Below are 17,786 nucleotides of genomic sequence, written 5' to 3' on the forward strand. Positions count from 1 at the left end.
CTACGGCGTCAGCGCCTCGAGGCCGTGGCGCGCGAGCACGTCGCGCAGCTTCACCGGACCGCCGCTGGCGCAGGATTCCTCCATCGCCTGCATCAGCGCGACGGTGACGATGCCCTCGTCGACATCCGGCGTGGGCTTGCGGCCGTCGGCGAGGCAGCGGGCGAAATACTCGATGTAGTTCTGGTATTCGCCGGCGTGGTGCGAGTGGCCGCCGAAGCGGAAGTAGTAGTCGTCCTTGTCCTCGAACGTCTCGACCACCGACTGCGTGTCGGTCTTCCAGGCGTAGCGCAGCTCGTAGTAGTCCGCCTGGCCGGCGCCGAGCGCGCCGCGCAGCACGCAGCTCATGTTGCTGTCGCGCGTGTTCGGCGTGACCGGGCTGGTGTAGGTGCCGCTGACGCGCGCGATGGGGCCGGAGCGGGACTTGTAGATGAAGTGGAACGTGTCCGCGTGCACGAGGCCGAGCTGCGCGCCGTTCTCGCTCAGGCGCGAGTAGCCCATGACCTCCTCGACGTCCGGCAGATACCAGCGGATGAAGTCGACCGGGTGGCTGAGGCCGCCGTAGAGCCACTTGAACGCGTCCGTCTTGGCCCAGCCCTTGGCCAGGAACCAGCGGTGGTCGGCGTTGTAGTAGGCCTCGACGGAGTTGAGCGCGCCGAACACGCCGGCCTCGAAGTGCTCGCGCTGGCGGGTGAACGGCGCGAAGAAGCGCGAGCTCTGGCCGACCATCACCCGCCGGCCGGAGGCGGCCGCGGCGGCGCGCACCTCGGCGGCGCGGCTGAGGTCGTGGAGAAACGGCTTGGTGCAGACGACGTGCTTGCCGGCGCGCAGCGCGGCGATGACGTGGTCGGCGTGGAGATGGTCGGGCGTGTAGATGCCGACGACGTCGACGGCGGGGTTGGCGAGCAGCGCCGCGTAGTCGCGGGTGTAGAGCGAGGCGGGCAGGGCAAACTCCGCGCAGCGCTCGCGGCCGAGCGCCTCGTTGAGGTCGCAGAGCGCGGCGACGTCCCACAGTGAACTGTGCACGCCCGCCGAGATGATGCTGCGGCCCTCGCCGAGGCCGAGGACGCCGAGACCGAGTTTTTTCATGGGAGGAACGCGCTCAGCGTTGTTGGGCCCGCAGCTCCTGCCAGACGCGGCCGTGAGGGAAGGTGTGGGCGGCGAGCGAGTCGGGCCGCATCGTGATGCTGGTGCCCGGGGCGCGCGGCGCCTGGTAACGGCCGTGGCGGACGACGCAGGGGTCGAGGAAGTGTTCGTGGAGGTGGTCGACGAACTCCGTGATGCGGCCCTCGAGCGAGCCGCTGACGCAGATGTAGTCGAAGATCGACTCGTGCTGCACGTATTCGCACAGGCCGACGCCGCCGGCGTGCGGGCAGACCGGCACGCCGAACTTCGCCGCGAGCAGGAGCACGGCCACGACCTCGTTCACGCCGCCGAGGCGGCAGGAGTCGATCTGGCAGTAGCGGATCGCGCGGGCCTGGAGGAGCTGCTTGAAGACGATGCGATTCTGGCAGTGCTCGCCGGTGGCGACGCCGATGCCGAGCGGCTCGAGCGCGCGCGCGATGGCGGCGTGGCCGAGGACGTCGTCGGGCGAGGTCGGTTCCTCGATCCAGAGCGGGCGGAAAGGCGCCAGGGCCCGCGTCCACTCGATGGCCTGACCGACATCCCAGCGCTGGTTGGCGTCGATCATGAAGCCGCGGTCGGGGCCGAGCACCTCGCGGAAGATCGCGGCGCGGCGCAGGTCGTCGGCGCGGTCGGCGCCGACCTTCATCTTGAAATGGGTGAAGCCCTCGGCGAGGCCCTCGCGGCAGAGGCGGCGGATCTTCTCGTCGGGATAGCCGAGCCAGCCGGCGGAGGTCGTGTAGGCCGGGTAGCCGTCGCGGAGCATCTCGGCCTCGCGCGCGGCGCGGGTGGGCGCGAGCCGCTCGAGCATCGCGCGCGCCTCGTCGGGCGTGAGCGCGTCGGTGAGGTAGCGCCAGTCGACCAGCTCGACGATCTGCGCGGGCGTGAGGTCGGCGAGGAGCTTCCAGAGCGGCTTGCGCTCGAGCTTGGCCCAGAGGTCCCAGAGCGCGTTCACGACCGCGGCGGTGGCGAGGTGGATCACGCCCTTCTCGGGCCCGATCCAGCGCAGCTGCGAGTCGCCGGTGAGATGCTTCCAGAACGCGCCGGGCGCCTCCGTGAACGCCGCGAGCGGTTGCCCGACGACGAGGGGCGGAGCGCCTCGATCGCGACCGCGACAATGTCGTTGCCGCGGCCGATGGTGAAGGTGAGGCCGTGGCCCTCGACGCCGTCGCCGCGGTCGGTGGTGAGCACGACGTAGGCGGCGGAGTAATCCGGGTCGGGATTCATCGCGTCGGAGCCGTCGAGCGAGAGCGAGGTGGGGAACCGCACGTCGAGGACGCGCAGGTCGGTGATCTTGCCGGAGTGAGACATGGCGGTCGGGTCAGCGGGCGGTGCAGGCGCGGTCGAGGTGGGTGTAGCCGCCGTCGACGTAGAGGATCTGGCCGGTGGTGTGCGAGGCGCGCGGCGAGGCGGTGAAGACGACGGTGCTGGCGATCTCCTGCGCCGTGGTAATGCGCTGGCCGAAGGGGATCGTCGCCTCGATGCGCGCGCGCGCGGCGGCGGGATCGGGGCGCTTGGCCAGCCAGCGTTCGTAGAGGGGCGTCATGACCTCGGCGGGGATGACGCAGTTCACGCGCACGCCGTGCGGGGCGAGGTCGAGCGCCCACTCGCGGGTGAGCGCGTCCATCGCGCCCTTGGCGGCGACGTAGCCGCTGGTGCCGCCCTGGCCGGTGGTGGCGCACTTGGTGCCGATGTTGATGACGAAGCCGCGGTGCGCGATCAGCTGGTCGAGGCAGGCCTGCACGAGGACGAAGCAGTGGACGATGTTCTTCTCCAGCGAGGCGCGGAAGTCGGCGACGGGCGCGCGCAGGCCGACGCCGTCGTTGACGCCGGCGTTGTTCACCACGCCGTCGATGCGGCCGTATTTCGCCAGCGCGGCGGCGACGGCGGCGCGGACGTCCTCCTCGCGCGTCAGCTCGCAGGCGAAGGCGTCGGCCTGCCGGCCGGCGGCGCGGAGCTCGGCGACGAGCCGGTCGGACTCGGCGGGGTTGCGGCCGAGGATGCAGGGGATGGCGCCTTCGGCGGCGAACGTGCGCGTGATGGCTTCGCCAATGCCTTTGGCGCCGCCGGAGACCAGGACAACTTTGCCGGTGAGTTCCAGATTCATGGGAAAGGGATTGGTCAGGCGGCCGCGACGCCGGCCATGAGCTGCATCAGGCGCGCCTCGCTGAACTCCGCGCGCGGCACCTCGCCGACGAGCGCGCCGCCGCGCATCACGAGGATGCGGCCGCAGAGGCCGAGGAGCTCGGGCAGCTCGGAGGAGATCATGAGGATGGCCTTGCCCTCGCTCGCGAGCTCGTCGAGCAGCTGGTAGATCTCCGCCTTGGCGCCGACGTCGATGCCGCGCGTGGGCTCGTCGACGATCAGCACGGAGCAGTCGCGCGTGAGCCACTTGGCCAACGCCACCTTCTGCTGGTTGCCGCCGCTGAGAGTGCCGACGCCGGTCTCGATCGAGGGCGCCTTGAGCTTGAGCCGCTCCGCGAAGCGCCGGGCGACGCTGCGCTCCTCGCCGCGGCGCATCCAGCCGGCGCGGCTGAGGGCGGGGAGGAGGCGAGGGAGTTGTTCTCGCGGCAATTCAGCCCGAGCACGAGACCCTGGCGCTTGCGGTCCTCCGGCAGCAGGCCGAGGCCGGCGCGGAGCGAGGCGTCGATCGAGCCGACCTCGATTTCGTTTTCGCCGAGGCGCAGGCGGCCGGTGGCGTCGGGGTCGAGCCCGAGCAGCGCTTGGGCGACCTCGCTGCGGCCGGCGCCAACGAGGCCGGCGAGGCCGACGATCTCGCCGGCGTGGAGTTCGAAGCTGACGTCGCGGAAACGCGACGGGTGCGCCAGGCGCTCGACGGCGAGCCGGCGCGGGCCGCGCGGCTGGTGCAGGTGCCGCGGCTCCTGCACGCGCAGCTCGCGGCCGATCATCTGCGTGACGACCTGCTGGGGCGTCGTGTCGGCGATGCGGCCGGTGGCGACGTGGCGGCCGTCGCGGAGGACGGAGATGTGGTCGCACAGCGCGAACAGCTCCTCCATGCGGTGCGAGACGTAGATGAGGGTGAGGCCGCGGGCCTGGAGCTTCCGCACGAGCGCGAAAAGCTCCTTCGTCTCGCCGGCGGAGAGCGAGCTGGTCGGCTCGTCCATGACGATGATCTGCGCGCCGGTGCCGACGGCGGCGGCGATCTGGACGAGTTGTTCCTGGCCGGTGGAGAGCGTGCCGATGAGACGGTCGGGATCGAGGTCGGCGTGGATCGACTCGAGCATCGCGCGCGCGCGGGCGCGGAGGGCGGCGCGGTCGACCCAGCCGAGGCGGTTGCGCGGCAGGTCGCCGAGGCAGAGGTTCTCCGCGATGGAGAGGTTGGGGCAGAACGCGAGCTCCTGGTGCACCATCGCGATGCCGAGGGCGCGGGCGGCCAGCGGCGAGTCGGGGCGGATGACGCGGCCGTCGAGGCGGATCTCGCCCTCGTCGGCGGTGTAGACGCCGGCGAGGATCTTTCCCAGCGTGCTCTTGCCGGCGCCGTTCTCGCCGATGAGGGCGTGGCAGGAGCCGCGCTCGACGCCGAGGCTCACGCCGTCCAGGGCGCGCACGCCCGGGAAGCGCTTGGTGACGGCGTGGAACTCGAGGTGGGGCACGGAGCGGGGAGAAGTATTACGTGGCGCGAGGCGCGCCACGTCGTTCGTCACTGAATTCGCTCACTTGCGCAGCCACTTGGCCCAGTTCTTGGCGTAGTCGTCGAGATTGTCCTTCGAGACCGGGACCAGCGCGCTGATCTCCTTCACGGCGGGCGGGTCTTTCTTGAGGACGATCTTGTCGATCAGCAGGCCGACGGAGCGGTAGCCCCACTGGTAGCACTGCTGGCCGAGGAGCACCGGGACGTGGCCGGAACGGATGTAGTTGAGCTGGGCGGGCAGGGCGTCGACGGAGACGCATTGCACGGTGCCGGGCTGCCACTTCAGGGCGTTTTCGGTGAAGAGCGCCCAGCCGCCGATCATGGCCCAGCCGGTGATGTCGGGGTTGGCCTGCATGACCTGCTCGACCTTGGCGGCGGCGTCCTGCGGGGTCTCCTTGTGGTAATAGACGTCGCGGATGGTGATGCCGGGGTATTTTTTCGCGGCTTCGCGGACGCCGGCGACGCGGCGCTGGAGGTTCGGGGCGTTCTGGTTGCCGGCGAGGACGGCGACGATGCCCTTGCCGCCGAGGACGCGGGCCAACTCCTCCATCGTCTGCTGGCCGCACTCGAGGTCGTCGATGCCGTAGGTGGCGAAGCGCTTCGATGCCGGCGCGTCGGAGTCGAAGGTGACGACCGGCACGCCGTTGGCCACGGCGGAATTGATGGCGTCGGTGAGCTTGTTGGCGTCGGAGCAGGAAACGGCGATGCCTTCGGCGCCGGCGAGGACGAGCTGCTCGATGGCTTCGGCCTGCTTCTGGGCGTCCTCCTCGTTCGGCGTGCGCCAGTCGATCTTGATCGTGAGGCCGAGTTTTTTGCCGAGATCGGCCGCGGCGTCCTCGGCACCGACGCGAGCGGCCTGGAAGACGGGGTTGCCCTGGGACTTGGCGACGAGGCCGAGGGTGATTGTGCGCGGGGCGGCGCTCGCGGCGACGGCGAGCAGCGAGGCGAACAGGAACGTGGTGGGGAGTTTCATGGGGAGGAAATCAGGCGGCGGCCCGCGCCTGTCGGCGGCGGGCGAGCCAGTGGTTGACGTTGTCGAGCACGACGGCCGCGACCACGACCACGCCGATGATGATCTGGCTGTAGTTCTGGTCGATGCCGAGGATGACGATGCCGGAGGAGATCATCTGGATGACGAGCGCGCCGAGGACGGCGCCGAGGGCGGTGCCCTTGCCGCCGGTGAGGCTGGCGCCGCCGACGACGGCGGCGGCGATGACGTTCAGCTCGTAGCCCTGGCCGTCGCCCGAGGTGGCGGCGCCGTAGTAGCCGAGCGAGAGCAGCGCGGCGATGCCCGCGCACAGGCCCGAGAGCAGGTAGATGCCGAGCTTCACGCGCTCGACGCGGATGCCGGAGAAGCGCGCCGCCAGCTCGTTGCCGCCGACGGCGTAGACGCGGCGGCCGGCGGCGAGGCGGCCGAGGAAGATCCCGCCGGCGACGAGCACGAGCAGCATGACCGCGAGCGGGACCAAGCTGAGGCCGTTGCCGACCTCGAAGCGCACGAGCTCGCGGAACGCCGGCGGAAACCCGCCGACCGACTGACCGCGCGTCACCACGAAGGCGACGCCGCGCAGGATGGCCATGGCTCCCAGGGTGATGATGAAGGGGTGCACGCGCAGCGCGACGATGAGGCCGCCGTTGACGAGGCCGCAGGCCGCAGCCGTGCCCACGCAGGCCAGCGAGCCGAGCATGACGCCGGTGAACGGCGAGGCGCCGGCGTGCGGGCCGTCCGGGCCGAATTGCTGGAAGGCCAGCGCGCCGAGCACGGATGCCAGCGCGTAGATCGAGCCGACGGAGAGGTCGATGCCACCCGCGATGATGACGATCGACATGCCGACCGCCATGATGGCGATGAAGCTCGTGTCCTTGGCCAGCTGGGCGAGGTTCTGCGCGTTGAGGAACTTGTTGCGTTCGACGAAGGCGGGGACGCGCTCGCCCGCCTCGTTGGTGGTGAAGACGCGCTGACGCGAGCCGTCGGGGCCGAGTTCGAACTTCGGCGTGCGGACGGTGCCGCTGAAGAACCACAGCGCCGCGCCGAGCACGAGGACGACGAGCAGCAGGCCGCTTTCCGGGATGAACAGGGCTTGGCGCAGACGGGCAAGCATGGGGTAGACGTCCAACGGAAACGTTCCCGCCCGCCCTGACAACCGAAACCTACGTCTCGCCTAGGAAGTGGGAAAAAATTTTCGTCGCCCGCTCAACAGGGTGAGCGACCGCGGGCTTGCTTTCCCGCCGCCGCGTGGGAGCGCGGAGGCGCCGGGACGCGTCGCGGACCGGGCCGACCTACGTGCGCGGGTGCGGTCGCACGCGAGCGTGATCGCTTGGCGCCCGTTCATCGGGAAAACCGCGGCATTCGTCGCGGCCTCGCCCCGACGCCTGCGTGCGCCGGGGCCGGCGTGTGGGCAAGGCGGCAGGAAGCGCGCGAGCGCGCGCCTGTGTCTTATTCGTGAGGCGGAGTGTTAGGGGCGTGCGACGTGTGCGGCAATCGGCACGACAAGTCGGCTCTGCGACCAATTTAAGCTGTTGCTGAATAGATGCTTATCTAGTCGGAAGTAGAATGGTTGTTCGTCGCAACCGGGTGGCTGTGCGCCGCGGCCGGCCGCTCACTCCGCGCGCTTATGATACGTTTCTTGCACTACCTGCGCTCCCTTTCGGGCGCGACCTGCGCGTGGGCCTGCGGGCTCCGCTTTTTCTCGAGAATGGTCCCGTTGCTCGCCGTGCTGACCCTGCTGGCGTCGGCGCCGGGGCTCCGGGCCGACACGCTGCCGCCGCTGCCGGCGATCGGCGAGTTCAAGGCTGATACCGTCACGAACGCGACCATCCGCCTCGGCGAATCGTCCACGCTCACCTGGGCGATCGGCGACGCCACGAAGATCACGATCGATCAAGGCATCGGCGAAGTCACCAACCTCCCGAGCGTGCAAGTGACGCCGACGCAGACCACGGTCTACACGCTGACGGCGTCGAATTCCCGCGGCTCGCGCACGGCGCGCGCCCGGGTGACGGTGGTCGTGCCGCCGCCGGTGATCGCGTCGTTCAGCGCGACCCCCGCCTCGGTGACGCTCGGCGGCGCGGCGACGCTCGCTTGGGACGTCGCGGGCGCCGCTTCGGTGAGCATCAACAACGGCGTCGGCGTCGTCACGGGTAGCAGCAGCGTGTCTGTGAGCCCGGCGAAGACGACGACCTACACGCTCACGGCCAAGAACGCCGGTGGCTCGGTCACGGCTTCGACCAAAGTCACGGTCGTGGTGCCGCCGCCGGTGATTTCCTCCTTCGCGGCTTCGCCGGCGAGCATCACCGCGGGCCAGTCGAGCACGTTGAGCTGGTCGGTGTCGGGAGCGACTTCGGTTTCCATCAATAACGGCGTCGGCACCGTCACCGGTTCGAGCGTCACCGTCAGCCCCGCGCAAACCACGACCTACACGCTGACGGCGAAGAATGCCGGCGGCTCGGTCACCGCGACCACACGCGTCACCGTCGCCGTGGCGCCGCCGGTCATCGCGTCGTTCAGCGCGGCCCCGGCGTCCATCACGGCCGGCCAAGCGAGCACGCTGAGCTGGAATGTCTCCGGCGCGACTTCACTCGCGATCGACAATGGCGTGGGCACGATCACGGGCTCGAGCGTCAGCGTGTCGCCGACGGCTTCCACGACCTACACGCTCACCGCGCGCAACAGCGCCGGCACGGTCACGGCGTCGACTGCGGTCGCCGTCACGCCGTCCACGGGCGGCATGAAATACCAGGTCGCCTACGATTCCGCGCTGCTCGGTTCGTGGATTCGCTCCTGCTGGGAATCCGAGACGGCGCCGATCTACAGCAACTTCTCGGCGGAGGCGCCGGGCCGCACGGGTCACGCCATCGAAGTCCGCTACAGCGCCGAGAACGGCAGCAACGCCTTCGGCCTCGCCGACCGCAAGCCGGGCTGGGACACGCAGGACAAATACCTGAATGAGTTCCGCACGATCGAATTCGACCTCTACGTCGACGCCGATTCCACCGGCATGGAGAACCTCGAAATCATGTTCGAGGACGCGTTCCTCTCCGACGACGCGAAGCTCGTCGACTTCATCCCGGGCTGGGCGCAGCTGACGCCCGCCGAGCGCGTGAACCGCTGGTTCCATGTCACGATCGATATCGCGTCGCTCCACCCGAAGATCATCCGCTTCCACCAGTTCCTGTTCTTCAACAACGGCGGCCCCGACTCGCAGCCGCATTTCCGGATGGCCAACGTGCGCGTCGGCTACGTCGACGATCTCGTCGCGCCCGTCGTGACGTTCCAGTCCGCGACGCCGTCGGTCAGCTACGACGCGATGACGCTCGCGTTCACGACGAATGAGTTCGCGCGCTTCCGCATCGAATACGGCCGCACCGGCTACACCGAGACATTCGAAGGTCCCGGCGATTGGGACGGTTGGGTGACCGCGCACAGCGCGACGCTGCCCGGCCTGCTGCCCGGCGTGACGTATCAGTATCGCATCGTCGCGTTCGACCACCGCACCGAGCCGGACGCGCAGCCGAACTACGGCTATTACACCGGCACGTTCAGCATGCCGCCGGCGCCGACCACGCCGCCGATCCTCTCCGGCCTCGCGGCGACCAACGTCACCGGCAACAGCGCCACGCTCGTCTGGCAGACCAACCGCCCGACGAAGGCGCGCCTAGTTTACCACAAGGTCGGCGGCACCGAACTCGTGCGCACGTTCGACGACTACGCGCTCAGCCGCAGCTCCCTTGCGGACTTGCTCGAGCCGAACACGACCTACCAAGGCGCGGTGACCGTCACCGACGCGTTCGACCTCAGCGCGTCGCAGGAAATCGCGTTCACGACCAACGCCGCCGGCCAGCCGACCGTGACGATCACGGTGAACCCGGCGCAGACGCATCCGATCTCGCCGTGGATTTACGGCATGAACTTCTACCAGGAGACGGCTAGCCAAGTGCGCAACCTGACGTTCAATCGTCAGGGCGGCAACCGCTGGACTGCTTACAACTGGGAGAACAACGCCTCGAACAGCGGCGCCGATTGGGGCCCTTACAGCAACGACAACTACCTCGGCGGCGACACGATCGTGCCCGCGGAAGCGGTTCGCTCGCGCATCGCCGAGGACCGCGCGCGTCACAGCGCCAGCCTCATCTCGGTGCAGCTCCAAGGCTACGTCGCCGCTGACAAGAACGGCCTAGTCGACATCACCGCGCCGAACTACCTGAGCGAGCGCTTCAAGCCGGTCGTCTACCGCAAGGGCACGCCGTTCACCTCCACGCCGTCGACGACCGACAACGCCGTCTACATGGACGAGTTCATCTGGGCGCTGCGCGGCAAGTTCCCGACGAGCATCTACGCGGACCCCGTCACGCCGACGTTCGTGTCGCTCGACAACGAGCCCGACCTCTGGTCGCTCACGCACCCGCAGATCCAGCCGCAGCATCCGACCGCGGCCTCGTTCATCGAGAAATCGGTCGCGCTCGCGCGCGCGGTGAAGGACGTCGACTCGTCGATCAAGATCTTCGGCCCGGTGAACTACGGCATCAGCGGCTTCATCAACTGGCAGGGCAGCCCCGGCTACACGGAGAACTATTGGTTCATGGACCAATACCTCCAGGCGATGAAGGCGGCCTCCGACAGCGCCGGCCAGCGCCTGCTCGATGTCTTCGACTTCCACTGGTATTCGGAAGCCTACGCGGGCAACACCCGCATCATCTTGCTCAGCTCGCCGAATCTGAACGCCGAGCAGATCCAGGAAATCGTGCAGAGCCCGCGCTCTCTGTGGGACCCGACCTATGCGGAGAATTCCTGGATCGTGAGTTACTTCGGAGGCCCGGTGCGCATCCTCCCGCGTCTTGAGGCGAAAGTCGAAGCCGGCTTCCCCGGCACGAAGCTGGCCATCACCGAATACGACAACGGTGGCCACCACCACATCGCTGGCGCGATCGCGCAGGCCGACAACCTCGGCATCTTCGGTGCCCACGGTGTCTTCGCCGCCAACTACTGGCCGATGAGCTCGACGTATCCGTTCGTGCAAGGCGCGTTCAAGATGTATCGCGACTACGACGGCAACCAGAGCGCGTTCGGTGACATCTCCGTTGCCGCGACGTCGAGCAACATCGCGAAGGTCGCCGCCTACGTGAGCCGCGATTCGCAGAACCCGAATCGCCTCGTGCTCGTGGTGATCAACCGCTCGTTCACGGCGGAAGACGTTTCGTTCAACGGTCTCGCCGCGAGCGGCAACGCGAAGGTCTATCGCATGGAGACGAACAAGTCGTCGCCGGTGTTCGTCGGCGAGGTGCCGGTGAACCTGAGCAACTGGGTCATCTCGCTCCCGGCGCTCAGCGTCTCGACGATCGAGATCACGCCGTAACGTTCGCGGCAGCAGCTCGAGACCCCGGATGGTGCTCCGGCGTCTCGCTTCACCGGCCGGCCCGCCAGGGCTGGCCGTTTTTTATTGGCCGGCCTGCGGGACGCGTCGTGGGTTCACCCGAACAGCTGCAGGATCTTCGAGGGGAAGAGGCCGAAGAGGACGATTAGCGCGCTCGCGATCAGGAGCGCGAGGCCGGCCTGGACGGGGACGGCGATCTTGGTCGCGGCGTTCTCCTTCGGGGCGGCGACGAGCGCCTGCTTCAGGATCAGCAGGTAGTAGTAGAGGCCGACGGCACTGAGCGCGATGGCGGCGAGCGTGAGCCAGCCGACGGGGCCGTTGAGGCCGGAGAGCTTCAGCGCGGAGGCGAAGACGGAGAATTTGCCGAAGAAGCCGGCCAGCGGGGGGACGCCCGCCAGCGAGAGCACGAAGACGGCGAGGCAACCGGCGAGCAGCGGCGAGCGCCGGTAGAGGCCGGCGAGGTCGGTGAGGTCCTGGCAGCGGCCGGCGCGCTCGACGATGGCGACGACGCCGAAGCAGCCGACGGTGGCGAGGCCGTAGGTGGCGGCGTAGTAGAAGACCGGGCCCGGACCGGCGCGGCCGGCGGCGACGACGCCGAGCAGCATCGCGCCCGCGTGGGCGATGGCCGAGTAGGCGAGCAGGCGGCGGACGTTGGACTGGGCGAGGGCGCCGAAATTGCCGACGAGCAGCGAGGCCAGCGCGAGCAGCGCGACCATGGGCGTCCAGCCGACGACGAGCGGCAGCTCGCTGATGCGTCCGGCGGTGAAGCCGAGGCCGGGCCAGAGCAGGCGGAGGAAGAGCGCGAAGCCGGCCAGCTTCGAGGCGGAGGCGATGAGCGCGGCGGAGGAGGCGGGCGCGCCCTGGTAGGCGTCGGGCGCCCAAAGGTGGAAGGGCGCGGCGGCGGCCTTGTAGCCGAAGCCGACGATGATCATCGCGAGCGCGACGACCACGAGCGGCGTCATGCCCTGGAGCGAGAGGTGGATGGCGATGACCGGCAGGTCGATCGAGCCGGTGGCGCCGTAGAGCAGGCTGAAGCCGAAGAGGAGGAAGGCGGCCGACATCGCGCCGAAGAGGAAGTATTTCAGCGCGGCCTCGGCGGATTGCGGGGAGGACTTGTCCCAGCCGGCGAGGACGTAGAGCGAGAGGCTGGCGAGTTCCAGGGCGAGGAAGGCGACGAGCAGCTGCTGCGCGCCCGCCATGAGGGTGAACCCGGCGGTGGCGAGCAGGAGGATCGCGACGTATTCGGCGGGGTGACGGAGCGTGACGACGTCGTTGAGCAGGCCGAGCGTGAGCCAGGCGAGGAGGATGACGCCGAGCCGCGCGGCCAGGGTGAGGGCGTCGAGCGAGAAGACGCCGCCGAAGACGGTGCTGCCGATGCCGGCGTTGATCGAGCCGTAGAGCGCGGCGACCAGCGCGAGCATGCCGATGAAGACGGCGGGCCGGAGACGGGCGGCGGTGTCCTTGCCGCGGCCGGTGGCGAGGTCGAAGCCGAGCACGACCAGCGCGCCGAGGGTGAGGGCGATTTCGGGCAGGAAGGCCCGGAAGAGTTCAGCGTAGCTCAAGCCGTTCATGACGCACCTCCCGTCAGCGCCGCGCGGAAGAGCGGCGATTCGAGCGCGGGCCGGATCCAGTCGAGCAGCGCGTCGGGATTGAGGCCGAGGTAGACCATCGCCGCGATCAGGAGGATCGCGCCGGCCTTCTCGGCCCAGGTGATGGGCGGGAATTCATGCGCGTGCGCGCCGTGGGCGGACGCGGCCGCGGGGGCGGCGTCGGTCTTGCCGAAGAAGGAAACCTGGATGGCGCGCAGCGTGAAGGCGGCGGCGATGAGGACGCCGGTCGCGGCAACGAGCGCCCAGAGCGGCTTCGTCTTCCACGTTCCAACGAGGATCGTCAGCTCCGCGGGGAAACCGCTAAAGCCCGGCATGCCCATCGAGGCGAGGCCGGCGATGACGAACGTCACGGCGGCAAAGGGCAGGAGCCGGTGCAGCGGCATCGCGCGCAGGTCGGCGAGCTTCCGCGTGTGCGTGCGTTCGTAGACCATGCGGCCGACGACGGCGAAGAGCAGGCCGGCGATGATGCCGTGCGAGAACATCTGCAGCACCGCGCCGCTGACGGCGACGGAGTTGGCGGCGGCGAGGCCGAGGAGCACGAAGCCCATGTGGCTGACGCTCGAGTAGCCGATGACGAACTTGAAGTCCTCCTGCACCAGCGCGACGAGGCCGGCGTAAACGATGCCGATGATGGCGAGCCACGCGATGACCGGCGCGAAATAGGCCAGGCCGGTCGGGAAGGTCGCCATCGCGACGCGCAGGCAGCCGTAGGCGCCGAGTTTCATCACGACGCCGGCGAGCAGCATCGAGGCGGCGGTGGGCGCGGCGACGTGGCCGGTGGGCGCCCAGGTGTGGAAGGGGAACATGCCCGCGAGCACGGCGAAGCCGGTGAAGACGAGGGCGAACATGCCGAGCTGCTCGAAGCGCGTGAACTGCGTGGCCGCCAGCGCGAGGTCGGAGAGGGCGAAGCTCGCGCCGCCCGACGCGGCGTAGGCCCAGAGCAGGCCGGCCATGACGAGCGCGCTGCCCGCGAACGAGTAGAGCACGAGCTTCATCGCACCGTATTCGCGGTTGGTGGAGCCCCAGTTCGCGATGAGGAAATACTTCGGGACGATCGCGATCTCGTAGAAGACGAAGAGTAGGAAGGCGTCCGCGCTGAGGAACACGCCGAACACGCCGCCGATGAGGGCGAGGTAGAGGGCGAAGAACTCGCCGACGCGCTCCTCAATGTTCCAGGAGAACAGCACGCCGACGGTCGCGGCGAGGCCGGTGAGGACCATCAGCGTCATGCTGATGCCGTCGGCCGCGAGGTGATAGCGGACGCCCAGCTCGGCGACCCACGGGGCGTCGACCAGCGTCTGGAGGGAGTTGGTCGGCGTGAAATGCGCGCCCGCCCAGAGCGCGAGGCCGAAGGCGGTCAGCGCGGTGACGAGGGCCACGACGCGCGCCAGTTGCGCCGAGCGCGCGCCGGCCAGCAGCGCGAGCGCGGCGCCGGCGAAGGACACGTAGATGGTGCAGGGAAGCGCGTTCATTACGGAAGGTGGCTCACCCACGAGGTGACGAGCGGGTTGATCAGGCCGGCGAGCAGCTGCGGGACGAGGCCGAGCACGAACATCAGGGCGATGAGCGGCAGCAGGGTGACGATCTCACCGGCGTCGAGGTCGCGGAAGGCCACGCCGGCGCCCTTGGCCGGACCGTGGAAGACGCGCTGCCAGAACGTGAGGAGGAAGAGGGCGGTGGCGAGCAGGCCGAGCGTCGAGACGGCCGCCGTGGCCGGCGCGAGGCCGAAGACGCCGCGGAAGATCAGGAACTCGCCGACGAAGCCGTTCAGGCCGGGCAGGCCGAGCGAGGAGAACATCGAGATGCCGCAGAGCGCCGCGAAGACCGGGGCCGCGGTGCGGACGCCGCCAAAGTCGTTCAGGCCGCGGAGACCGTTCGAGCGGCTCTCGAGGAGACCGACGCAGAAGAACAACGCGGCGGCGGAAAGGCCGTGGTTGAACATCTGGAGGATCGCGCCGCTGAGCGCCGACGCGGAGGCTTCGCCGGGCTGGCCCGCGAGGGCGACGGCGAAGAGCGCGAGCAGGCAGTAACTGAGGTGGTTGACCGACGAGTAGGCGACCATGCGCTTGAGGTCGGTCTGCTTGATCGCGGCGTAGGCGCCGAGGACGACGCCCGCGACGGCGAGCCAGATCAGGCATGGCGCGGCGGCGTGCAGGTCGGCCGGGAAGATCGGCCAGAGGATGCGGAGGAAGCCGTAGACGCCCATCTTCGACATCACGCCGGTGAGGAACATCGAGGCGCCGATCGGCGCCTCGGCGTAGGCCGGCGGCAGCCAGGTGTGGAAGGGGAAGAGCGGCACCTTGACCGCGAGGCCGAGGAACACGCCGAGGAAAACGAGGTGCGGCCAGAAGCCGCCGACGGCGCCGAGTTTCGCGGCCAGCGCGCCGGACTGGGCGAGCGCGGCGAGTTGCACGAAGTCGAACGTGCCCGTGGCGACGAACAGCGCCGCGAAGGCCATCAGCATGAACGCGCTGCCGCCGATGGTGTAGATGACGAACTGGTAGGCTGCGCGCGCGGCGGCGGCCTGGCCGCTTTCCGTCGCGCCGCCGCCCCAGAGTTTGATCAGGAAGAAGGCCGGGACGAGGCTCAGCTCCCAGAAGATGAACCAAGGGAAGAAATCCAGGGCGAGGAACACGCCGAGCGCGGCGCCTTGGAGGAAAAGAAAGAGCGCGGCGTAGAGCGCGGGCTGCTTCGCGGCGCGGACGGTGCCGAAGAGCGCGACCGGGGCGATGACGCCGGTGAGCAGCACGAGCACGAGGCTGAGGCCGTCGGCGCCGAGGTGGTAGTTGACGCCGAGGGCGGAGATCCACGCGTGCTTCTCGACGCACTGCAGGCCGGCCGCCGGATCGAAGCCGGAGAGGACGGTCGTGCCCAGCGCCAGCGTCGAGAGACTGAAGAACACCGCGAGGGCGCGGCTGGCGCCGGCGGGGAGTTTGGGCAGCAGGGCGAGCAGGAGCGCGCCGGCCCACGGCACGAAGATGATGAGCGAGAGGAGCGGGAGGGAGTTCATCGCGCACCTCCGAAGATGACGACGAGGAGGACGATCACGAAACCGAGGACCAGCGTGCGGAGGTAGCCGTGGGCGTCGCCGGTCTGCCGCTTCGAGTAAGCGACGCCGGTGGCGCGGAGACCTTCCGCCGCGGAGTTGAAGCCGCCGTTGAGGCCCTGCTCATCGGTGTCGCGGTTGACGACGCCGGTGAACTCGCCGAGTCCGGCGAGGAGGCGCACGGCGCCGTCCCAGACGTAGCGGTCGGCCCAGTCGGCGAGCGTGGCGAGGGCGGCGTTGGCCTTGAAGGCGGTGGCGGCGTAGAGCTCGTCGAAGCCGAGGCGGGCGCCGAGCGCGGCGAAGGCGCCGGGGAAACGCTGCTCGAGCGGGTCGCGCGCCGCGGCGTCAGCGCGCGGGCGGCGGCCGTAGATCGCCCAGCCGGCGCCGATGCCGACGGCGACGAGAACGATCGAGGTGACCATCAGGCCGGCGCCTTCGAGGAGCGAGTGGCCGTGGACGGCGTGCTGGCCTTGCAGCATCGCCTGGAGCCACGGATAGGCCGGCGTGCCGAGGAAGCCGAGCGTGATGGCGAAAGTGGCGAGGATGATCAGCGGCACCGTCATCGCGGGGCTGTTCTCGTGCGCGTGCTCGGAGGCGTGCGAGCGGGGCTTGCCGAAGAACACCTCGGCCATCAGGCGGGTGTTGTAGAAGGCGGTGAGGACGACGGCGACGATTGCGGCGTAGAAGGGAAGGTGGGAAGTATCCCACGCGTGCGCGGCGTGGAGAATTCCTTCCTTGCTCCAGAAACCCGAGAAGAGAAACGGCACGCCGGCGAGCGCCATCATGCCGACGGCGAAAGTGGCGAACGTGACCTTCATCGGGCCGCGCAGGCCGCCGAGCGCGCGGATGTCCTGCTCGTGGTGCGCGGCGTGGATGACCGAGCCGGCGCCGAGGAAGAGCAGGGCCTTGAAGAAGGCGTGCGTGAGGAGGTGGAAGATCGCGGCGGTCCAGGAGCCGACGCCGATCGCGAGCATCATGTAGCCGAGCTGCGAGACGGTGGAGAAGGCGAGGATGCGCTTGATGTCGTTTTGCGCGACGGCGATGACCGCGCCCATGAGCGCGGTGATGGCGCCGATGAAGGCGACGACCGTCAGTGCGTGCACCGGGACGTTGGCCAGCATCTGGTCGATCGCCATCAGCGGGTAGACGCGGGCGATGAGGAACACGCCGGCGGCGACCATCGTGGCGGCGTGGATGAGCGCGGAGACGGGCGTCGGACCCTCCATCGCGTCGGGGAGCCAGACGTGCAGCGGGAACTGGCCGGACTTGCCGACCGCGCCGCAGAAGATGAGAAGGCCGATGGCCGTCGAGAGCGCGAGGCCGCCGCAGACTTGCTGGCCGAGGAGCGTTTGGAGGACCGAGGACTCGAGCGCGCCCTTGCCGGCGTCGTAGAAGAGCAGCGTGCCGCCGGCGTGTTGCAGCCAGAGCATGCCGAGCAGGAAGCCGAGGTCGCCGATGCGCGTCGTGATGAAGGCCTTTTTCGCCGCGGCGGCGGCGGACGGCTTGTGGAACCAGAAACCGATGAGCAGATATGAGGCGAGGCCGACGAGTTCCCAGCAGATGAAGAGGAGCAGGAGGCTGTTCGCCACGAGCAGGCCGAGCATCGCGGCGGCGAACAGGCTGAGGAAGCAGAAGAACTGTTTGAAGTTCGCGTCCTCCTTCATGTAGCCGGTGCTGAAGATGAAGATCAGCAGGCCGACGAAGGAGACCATCACGCACATGAACGCGGTCAGCGGATCGAGCAGGAAGCCGAGGCGCAGCGCGCCGTGGCCGAGGTCGAACCATTCGAAGTTGTAGACCTGGTGCGCGGCGGGGTGGGCGAGCGCGCCCTGCAGCGCGAGGCACGAGACGACGAAGGCGGCGGCCATCGAGAGAATGGCGGCGCCGGCGGCGAGCGCGCGGCCCTGGCGCGGCGTCAGCGCACCGATCGCGGCGGCGGCGAGCGGAAGGGCCGGGATGAGCCAGAGGGATTGGGCGGAGAGGGTCAT

General features: G+C 69.3%; 11 protein-coding genes and 1 pseudogene. 1 reads left to right on the forward strand and 11 read right to left on the reverse strand.

Translation table 11 applies throughout. The annotated features are described in order from the left end of the window. The 7 genes and pseudogenes from ACMYLB_RS08550 to ACMYLB_RS08580 all read right to left on the reverse strand — a co-directional run bounded on the left by ACMYLB_RS08550 (position 1) and on the right by ACMYLB_RS08580 (position 6,873). Positions 1 to 1,086 (reverse strand): Gfo/Idh/MocA family protein, encoded by a 1,086-nt coding sequence (locus ACMYLB_RS08550; protein ID WP_415910510.1) that lies wholly within the window; start codon positions 1,084 to 1,086, stop codon positions 1 to 3. A gap of 13 nt (positions 1,087 to 1,099) precedes the next feature. Next, a pseudogene (locus ACMYLB_RS08555) lies at positions 1,100 to 2,430 on the reverse strand (L-fuconate dehydratase). Positions 2,431 to 2,440: 10 nt separating this feature from the next. Then, positions 2,441 to 3,226, reverse strand: a complete 786-nt coding sequence (locus ACMYLB_RS08560; protein WP_415910511.1) for an SDR family oxidoreductase — start codon at positions 3,224 to 3,226, stop codon at positions 2,441 to 2,443. 14 nt (positions 3,227 to 3,240) lie between these two features. Continuing rightward, positions 3,241 to 3,570 (reverse strand): ATP-binding cassette domain-containing protein, encoded by a 330-nt coding sequence (locus ACMYLB_RS08565; protein ID WP_415911053.1) that lies wholly within the window; start codon positions 3,568 to 3,570, stop codon positions 3,241 to 3,243. Beyond that, entirely contained in the window at positions 3,483 to 4,733 is a 1,251-nt protein-coding gene (locus tag ACMYLB_RS08570; RefSeq protein ID WP_415910512.1) for a sugar ABC transporter ATP-binding protein, read from the reverse strand. Before ACMYLB_RS08570 ends, ACMYLB_RS08565 begins: the two co-directional genes overlap by 88 nt. Before the next feature lie 60 nt (positions 4,734 to 4,793). Beyond that, positions 4,794 to 5,744: a substrate-binding domain-containing protein gene (locus tag ACMYLB_RS08575; protein WP_415910513.1), complete on the reverse strand. Its 951-nt coding sequence runs from the start codon at positions 5,742 to 5,744 to the stop codon at positions 4,794 to 4,796. Between the two features lie 10 nt (positions 5,745 to 5,754). Then, on the reverse strand, positions 5,755 to 6,873 hold the full coding sequence (locus ACMYLB_RS08580) for an ABC transporter permease (RefSeq protein ID WP_415910514.1): 1,119 nt from the start codon (positions 6,871 to 6,873) through the stop codon (positions 5,755 to 5,757). A gap of 594 nt (positions 6,874 to 7,467) precedes the next feature. Here ACMYLB_RS08580 and ACMYLB_RS08585 point away from each other — a divergent pair. Next, the gene (locus tag ACMYLB_RS08585) at positions 7,468 to 11,124 is read left to right on the forward strand and encodes a glycoside hydrolase family 44 protein (RefSeq protein ID WP_415910515.1); all 3,657 of its coding nucleotides are present in this window, start codon (positions 7,468 to 7,470) and stop codon (positions 11,122 to 11,124) included. Between the two features lie 113 nt (positions 11,125 to 11,237). Here ACMYLB_RS08585 and ACMYLB_RS08590 read toward each other — a convergent pair whose 3' ends face one another. The 4 genes from ACMYLB_RS08590 to nuoL are packed head-to-tail and all read right to left on the reverse strand — an operon-like array spanning position 11,238 to position 17,786. Further along, entirely contained in the window at positions 11,238 to 12,704 is a 1,467-nt protein-coding gene (locus tag ACMYLB_RS08590) for an NADH-quinone oxidoreductase subunit N (RefSeq protein WP_415910516.1), read from the reverse strand. Positions 12,705 to 12,709: 5 nt separating this feature from the next. Further along, complete coding sequence (locus tag ACMYLB_RS08595; protein ID WP_415910517.1) at positions 12,710 to 14,224, reverse strand: complex I subunit 4 family protein; 1,515 nt, start codon at positions 14,222 to 14,224, stop codon at positions 12,710 to 12,712. Next, on the reverse strand, positions 14,224 to 15,762 hold the full coding sequence (locus ACMYLB_RS08600; protein WP_415910518.1) for a complex I subunit 4 family protein: 1,539 nt from the start codon (positions 15,760 to 15,762) through the stop codon (positions 14,224 to 14,226). Before ACMYLB_RS08600 ends, ACMYLB_RS08595 begins: the two co-directional genes overlap by 1 nt. Further along, entirely contained in the window at positions 15,759 to 17,786 is a 2,028-nt protein-coding gene (nuoL, locus tag ACMYLB_RS08605) for an NADH-quinone oxidoreductase subunit L (RefSeq protein ID WP_415910519.1), read from the reverse strand. Before nuoL ends, ACMYLB_RS08600 begins: the two co-directional genes overlap by 4 nt.

This window comes from Oleiharenicola sp. Vm1, from assembly GCF_047777955.1.
In the GTDB taxonomy this organism is placed as follows: domain Bacteria; phylum Verrucomicrobiota; class Verrucomicrobiia; order Opitutales; family Opitutaceae; genus Didemnitutus.